Source organism: Streptomyces sp. SID5785, assembly GCF_009870065.1.
Lineage (GTDB): Bacteria > Actinomycetota > Actinomycetes > Streptomycetales > Streptomycetaceae > Streptomyces.
The window spans coordinates 1-5,544 of the sequence record NZ_WWIA01000515.1 but is presented as its reverse complement, the minus strand read 5'-3'; the positions used below and the strand labels follow the sequence as shown (position 1 = coordinate 5,544).

Annotated in this window: 6 protein-coding genes and 1 pseudogene; 3 read left to right on the top strand and 4 right to left on the bottom strand. The window is 74.3% G+C overall.

Annotated elements, in window-relative coordinates:
• From GTW43_RS16715 to GTW43_RS16700, 4 genes and pseudogenes are all read right to left on the bottom strand, one after another.
• Positions 1-212 (bottom strand): annotated as a pseudogene (locus GTW43_RS16715) (transglutaminase-like protein); the annotation flags it as partial.
• Entirely contained in the window at positions 209-460 is a 252-nt protein-coding gene (locus tag GTW43_RS16710) for a lasso peptide biosynthesis PqqD family chaperone (protein WP_161302825.1), read from the bottom strand. The pseudogene GTW43_RS16715 and the gene GTW43_RS16710, both read right to left, overlap by 4 nt.
• Entirely contained in the window at positions 457-2,382 is a 1,926-nt protein-coding gene (locus GTW43_RS16705) for an asparagine synthase (protein WP_161302824.1), read from the bottom strand. The genes GTW43_RS16710 and GTW43_RS16705 overlap by 4 nt, the downstream gene beginning before the upstream one ends.
• 67 nt (positions 2,383-2,449) lie before the next feature.
• Positions 2,450-2,584 (bottom strand): keywimysin-related RiPP, encoded by a 135-nt coding sequence (locus tag GTW43_RS16700; RefSeq protein ID WP_161302823.1) that lies wholly within the window; start codon positions 2,582-2,584, stop codon positions 2,450-2,452.
• Between the two features lie 256 nt (positions 2,585-2,840).
• Here GTW43_RS16700 and GTW43_RS16695 point away from each other — a divergent pair, with 256 nt between their 5' ends.
• The 3 genes from GTW43_RS16695 to GTW43_RS16685 all read left to right on the top strand — a co-directional run.
• The gene (locus tag GTW43_RS16695) at positions 2,841-4,232 is read left to right on the top strand and encodes a pentapeptide repeat-containing protein (protein ID WP_161302822.1); all 1,392 of its coding nucleotides are present in this window, start codon (positions 2,841-2,843) and stop codon (positions 4,230-4,232) included.
• A 41-nt stretch (positions 4,233-4,273) separates the two neighbouring features.
• Positions 4,274-4,759, top strand: coding sequence for a GNAT family N-acetyltransferase (locus GTW43_RS38070; RefSeq protein WP_343246032.1), 486 nt, complete (start codon positions 4,274-4,276; stop codon positions 4,757-4,759).
• An 84-nt stretch (positions 4,760-4,843) separates the two neighbouring features.
• Positions 4,844-5,544, top strand: a 701-nt coding sequence (locus GTW43_RS16685) for a cytochrome b N-terminal domain-containing protein (protein ID WP_161302821.1), incomplete at its 3' end; no start/stop codon positions are given.

Sequence of the window (5,544 nt, the reverse complement as noted above, 5' to 3'; positions counted from 1 at the left end):
CAGCCCGCGCAGCGCCGGCTCGTGGCGACGACCGACGCGTACGCGGCCAGCGCCGTGTCGTGCGGCGCCGGGCGGGCGCCACGGGCGAGGAGGGACAGGACGCGGCGCAGCCGGTCGGGGCGCAGCCGCGCCACGAGGAGCGCGAGCCCGACGGCCGCCCGGGTGCGCAGCCCATGGGTGCGCCGGCCCGGCATCGTCATCTCGGTGCTCACGGCGTGGCCATCTTCGCGTCGACGAGCTGCCGGGCGAGGCCGGCGACGTCGGCCTCGGCCCGGTCCCGCTCCACGTCGAACGCGGCCATCAGCCGGTCGACGATCTCGGGGGCCGCGAGTCCTTCGGCGAGCGCGCCGACGACGAGCGTCCCCGACTCGTTCAACTGCCAGTAGGTGCCGGAGCGCTGGTCGAGGAGCACGCCCCCGAAGTCGGTCGCGGTGACCGATATGCCGTCCCTGAGCTTCACGGGGTGAGCGCCTCTCTGTGCGGGGTGGGGGTGGTGGTCGCGCGCAGCCACATCTCGCAGGCGACCGTGGAGTCGATCGAGTACCGGGCGTGCAGGGGCGAGTGGGGGTCGGCGGCGAGCGCCTCGAGCCGGCCCGCGTCGACCAGGCCGAGCCCGGCCAGGCGGGACGCGGCGGGCTCCCAGAGCCGCCCGAGTTCGCCGGCGTGGCGGACGAGGCCCTGGACCGTGTCGCCGTTCATGTGGTCCTTGGTGGTGCGGGCCCGCAGCGCGGCGGGCACGACGTCCCGCACGGCCTCGGCGAGCAGCGGCTTGTACCGGGCGGGGTCGATCCGGTCGGTGAGGCGTACGGCGAGGGTCGCCTCGATGACGTGGTCGGCGTACAGGGGTGCCGCCACCGGGAGTCCGAGGCCCAGCCCGTAGTCCTCCAGCGTCCGGAAGTGCCGGGCGCCCATGCGCAGGGTGTCGAGGTCGAGGTGGCGTCCCGGGCGCGGGGCGAGCGGCCGGGCGTCGGCGGCGGCCGCGCGGAAGGCGTCGCGGACGAGCGCGCGGGCGTCGGCGGTGAGCCAGGGCGGCAGTGACTGCCGTACGCCCCAGTCGAGTTGGGGGGTGCGGGCGGTCGGGAGGCCTTCGTCGGTGACGGCGTCGGCGAGCCAGGAGCGGTAGGCGCCGCGGGTGAGCAGGGCGCGGGCGGTCGCGGCGAGCGGCCAGCCCAGCTGGTGGCGCACCGCGCCGATCCGGTTCCATGCGGCGAGCGGCCGGCGGGGCAGCAAATCACCGGCGACGGCGGGCAGCGGCATGAACAGTTCGTCGCCGCCGTAGCCGGTGATGTGGCAGGTGGAGCCGCGGTCCGCGGCGCGGGCGAGGAGCATCCGGGCGCGGGCCCGGCCGGCCGCGCCGGGCAGCGGTTCGTCGCCGGGCGGTTCGGCGGGCGCGAGCGGCTCGCTCACCCCGGCGTAGAAGAGCGGGACCCGGTCCGCGGGCACCAGGTCGTGGGTGAGGCCGTCGGGGCGCTCGGCGCGGGCGAGGTCCACGGCGCGCAGGGCCCACGTCTCGTCCTCGGCGTGACGCTCGCGGGAGGCGACGGTGAGCAGGGACAGGTCGGCCGGTCCGGCGCGCCGGGTGAGGAAGGCGAGGGACGTCGAGTCGAGGCCGCCCGACAGTTCGCAGCTGACCCGGGTGCGGTCGCCGACGTGCGCGCGGACGGCCCGGTCGAGTGCGTCGCCGAGCCGTGCGGCGCCTTCGGCCAGGGGCAGTTCGGGCTCCGGTGCCTGCCACCAGCGGCGGGTGGTGCGGGTGCCGTCGGCGCGCAGCACGAGCGCGTGGGCGGGGTCGGTCGTGTCGAGGCCGCGCCACACGGGGCGGTCGCCGAGCGGGTGCGGCACGAAGTCGAGCAGGCGCAGGGCGAGTGCGCTCTCGTCGAGTGCGGCGTCCGTGAGGTGGGCCAGGACGGCGGGCCGGTCGGAGGCGAGCGGGTGCGCCCCGTCCGTCGTGTGGACCCGGCGCAGTCCGGAGGCGGTGCCGCGCACCCAGGTCTCGCCGCCGACGCGGGAGACGACGTGGTGCACGCCGGGCAGGCGGCGGGCGAGCCGCTGGTGCAGGTCGGCGCTGTCCCGGGCGGCGGCCAGGTCGGCGGCCAGGTCGGGAACGCCGGTGGGGCCGATGACGACGACGGCGTCCGCTCCCTGCTCCGCGCCGCTGACGCGGCGCAGGCGGGAGCGGACGATCACCCAGGGGCGTCCGGAGGGGTACCGGAACACCTCGCCGGGTACGTCGTCGGCCCGGACGGGTGCTGCGGGCCGGCCACCGGGGCCGGCACCGGACGCGGCCAGTCGCCCGGCGGTCGCACGCCCCCGGGGGGTGTCCGGGAGAACGACGAAACAGTCGCGCAGTTCCGGCGGCTGTGCGGGGCGTGCGGGCTGCATCTTCACCTGTCCTCGGCGGCCTCCGCCGGTCGGCGGAGCGGTGTCACGCGGGTCGTCGGACGCAACGTCAGACGATGCGGCGGGACCAGAACTCCTTGCTGGGGCCGACGAAGTAGCCGGCGGTGACCTTGGTGAAGTCGCCCTGCTTCGCCATCGCCGGAGCGACGTACGCCTTCTTCGTGGTCTCGGTCTTCTTCTCCATGACCGTCCTCCCTCTCCCTGCGTGTGTGCAACGGATGTGATTGGTGTGCAGCGTGTGAACGCCACGGCGATCATTGCCCATCCGTGAGCATCCATGCACGCAATGCGATCGTTTTCCAGAGATGACTCGATCGTTTTCGTGACGCTGTCCGACTTGTGGGGAAGAGTGGCGTCACGTCACACGGAGTACCCATGGGTAGGCACAAGGTTCACGCCAGCGGGCCGGACGGACGGCGCCGGTGTGGAATGCTGCGCCGATGAGCACCCCGCAGCCGCCGGCCGGCCCCGGACGCTCCGTCGTCGCCGCCGCGGACGTGCGGCATGCGGTCCTGGACCCCGCTCCCGGCTCCGAGCCCTGCGTGTTCCGGGACGCCCGCATCGAGGGCGCCCTGGCCCTGGACGGGGCCGAGATCACCCGGCTCGTACGGTTCGAGGACTGCACGTTCGACGGACCGGTGACGCTGGAGGGCGCGAGCACGCTCGCCTTCGCGGTCACCGGCTGCACCCTCCCCGCCTTCCACGCGCCGACCGCGCAGATCGGCGGGCGGCTCGACCTGCGCGGCTCCACGGTCACCGGCGGCGGCCGCCGCGGCGCCGTGAACCTCGTGCACACGCACATCGCGGGCGGGCTGCGCCTGGACCGCGCCCACCTCGTGAACGACGAGGGGCTCGCGGTGAACGCGGGCGGCCTCGTGATGCAGGGCGGGGTCTTCTGCGAGGACTTCGTCGCCCACGGACGCTTCGTGCTGCCCGGGGCGGAGCTCCCGGGCGGGCTGTGGATGCACGGGGCGCGGATCGTGGCCGCCGCCCCGGACGAGATCGCGTTCAACGGCGACGCGCTGCGGGCCTCCACGGTCCGGCTGAACCGGGGCTGGCGCGCCGACGGCCGGGTCCGGCTGCGCGGCGCCCGGATCGACGACCTGCTCTCCTTCCACGACGCCGAACTGCTCGGCCAGGGCGCGTCGTTGATGTGCGTCGGCGCGCAGCTCGGCGCGATCGACCTGCGGCTCGCCCGGCCGCCCGCCGGCGGTGTGGACCTGCGCAATGCGCACGCGACGCGGATCCAGGACCGCCCCGGCACCTGGCGCTCACCGCTCGGCCTGGACGGGCTGACCTACGACTGGGTGGAACCGACCGCCGCCACCCAGCGCGAGGACGCCACGCACCGGCTGGCCTGGCTGCGCCTGCAGACCCGGTACGTCCCGCAGCCGTACGAACAACTGGCCTCCTACTACCGGCGCCTGGGGCACGAGAGCGAGGCGCGCCGGGTCCTGCTCGTGCGGGAACGGAGGCGGCGCGCCCTGCTCGGCCCGGCCGGCCGCGTCTGGGGCGGGCTGCTCGACGCGACGGTCGGCTACGGCTACCGGCCGTGGCTGGCCGGGCTGTGGCTGGCCCTGCTCACCCTGCTCGGCTCACTGGCCTTCCGCACCCACGCGCCCGTGCCGAACAAGGCGGGCGAGGGCCCGCCGTTCCACCCGGTCGCGTACGCGCTCGACCTGCTGATCCCGGTCGGCGGCCTCGGCCAGCGGGACGTGTGGCACTGGGCGCAGCCCTGGCTGCAGAACCTGGCGTACGGGCTGATCGCGGTCGGCTGGGTCCTGACGACGGCCGTCGTCGCGGGCGTGACCCGCACCCTCAACCGCACCTGACCCCGCCTCGTCCCACCTCACCGAACGGACCGGAGACCGCTGTGCCGCACGACGTGTACCCCGCCCCCGGCGGCCCTCTCACCCTGCGCCGCGCCGGGGCGGCCGACGCACTGCCCGCGGCGGCGGTGTGGCTGCGCGCGTTCACGGCCGCGCTGCCGACCGTGCGGCGCGCGCACGACGACGACGGGGTGCGCGCCTGGTTCACGCACGTGGTCGTGCCGAGCCGCGAGACCTGGGTGGCCGTCGGGGAGGACGGAGCGGTCGCCGGGCTGCTGGTGCTCGACGGCGACGAACTCGACCAGCTGTACGTGGATCCCGACCGGCAGGGCCGCGGGCTCGGCGGGCGGCTGCTGGCCCTGGCCAAGGAGCGCAGGCCGGCCGGGCTCGACCTGTGGACGTTCCAGGTGAACGCGGGCGCGCGGCGGTTCTACGAGCGGCACGGCTTCCGGGCCGTCGAGGAGACGGACGGCTCCCGCAACGAGGAGCGCGAGCCCGACGTCCGGTACGCGTGGCGGCCCGCCGTGTGACCTGGCACACATCGGTGGCCGGGATGTCACAAACCGCCCGGTCTCCGCGGTCTCCGTAGTGAGCACTCACAGGAGGCGCGCTTCATGACGGAGACCACGAGGGCGGGCGAGCGGATCGCCGACTGGGCGGACGGCAGGCTCGGGGTGTACGGGCTCGGCCGGAAGTACCTGCGGAAGGTGTTTCCGGACCACTGGTCCTTCATGCTGGGCGAGATCTGCCTGTACACGTTCCTCATCCTGATCCTGACCGGCGTCTACCTCACCCTCTTCTTCCACCCGTCGATGAACGAGGTGGAGTACCACGGCAGTTACGTGCCGCTGAACGGCGTCCGGATGTCGGAGGCGTACTCCTCGACGCTCGACATCAGCTTCGACGTGCGCGGCGGTCTGCTGATCCGGCAGATCCACCACTGGGCGGCGCTGATCTTCGTCGCGGCGATGTTCGTGCACATGATGCGGCACTTCTTCACCGGGTCGTTCCGCAGGCCGCGCGAGGTCAACTGGGTGTTCGGCTGGCTGCTGCTGTTCCTCGCGCTGTTCGAAGGGCTGCTCGGCTACTCGCTCCCCGACGACCTGCTGTCCGGGGCGGGCATGCGGCTCATCGAGGGCATGACGCTGTCCGTGCCGGTCGTGGGCACGTATCTGTCGTTCTTCCTCTTCGGCGGCGAGTTCCCCGGCCACGACATCGTGGCGCGCTTCTACTCGATCCACATCCTGCTGCTGCCGGGCATCATGGCGGCCCTCGTGGTCCTCCACCTGATCCTGGTCTTCTACCACAAGCACAC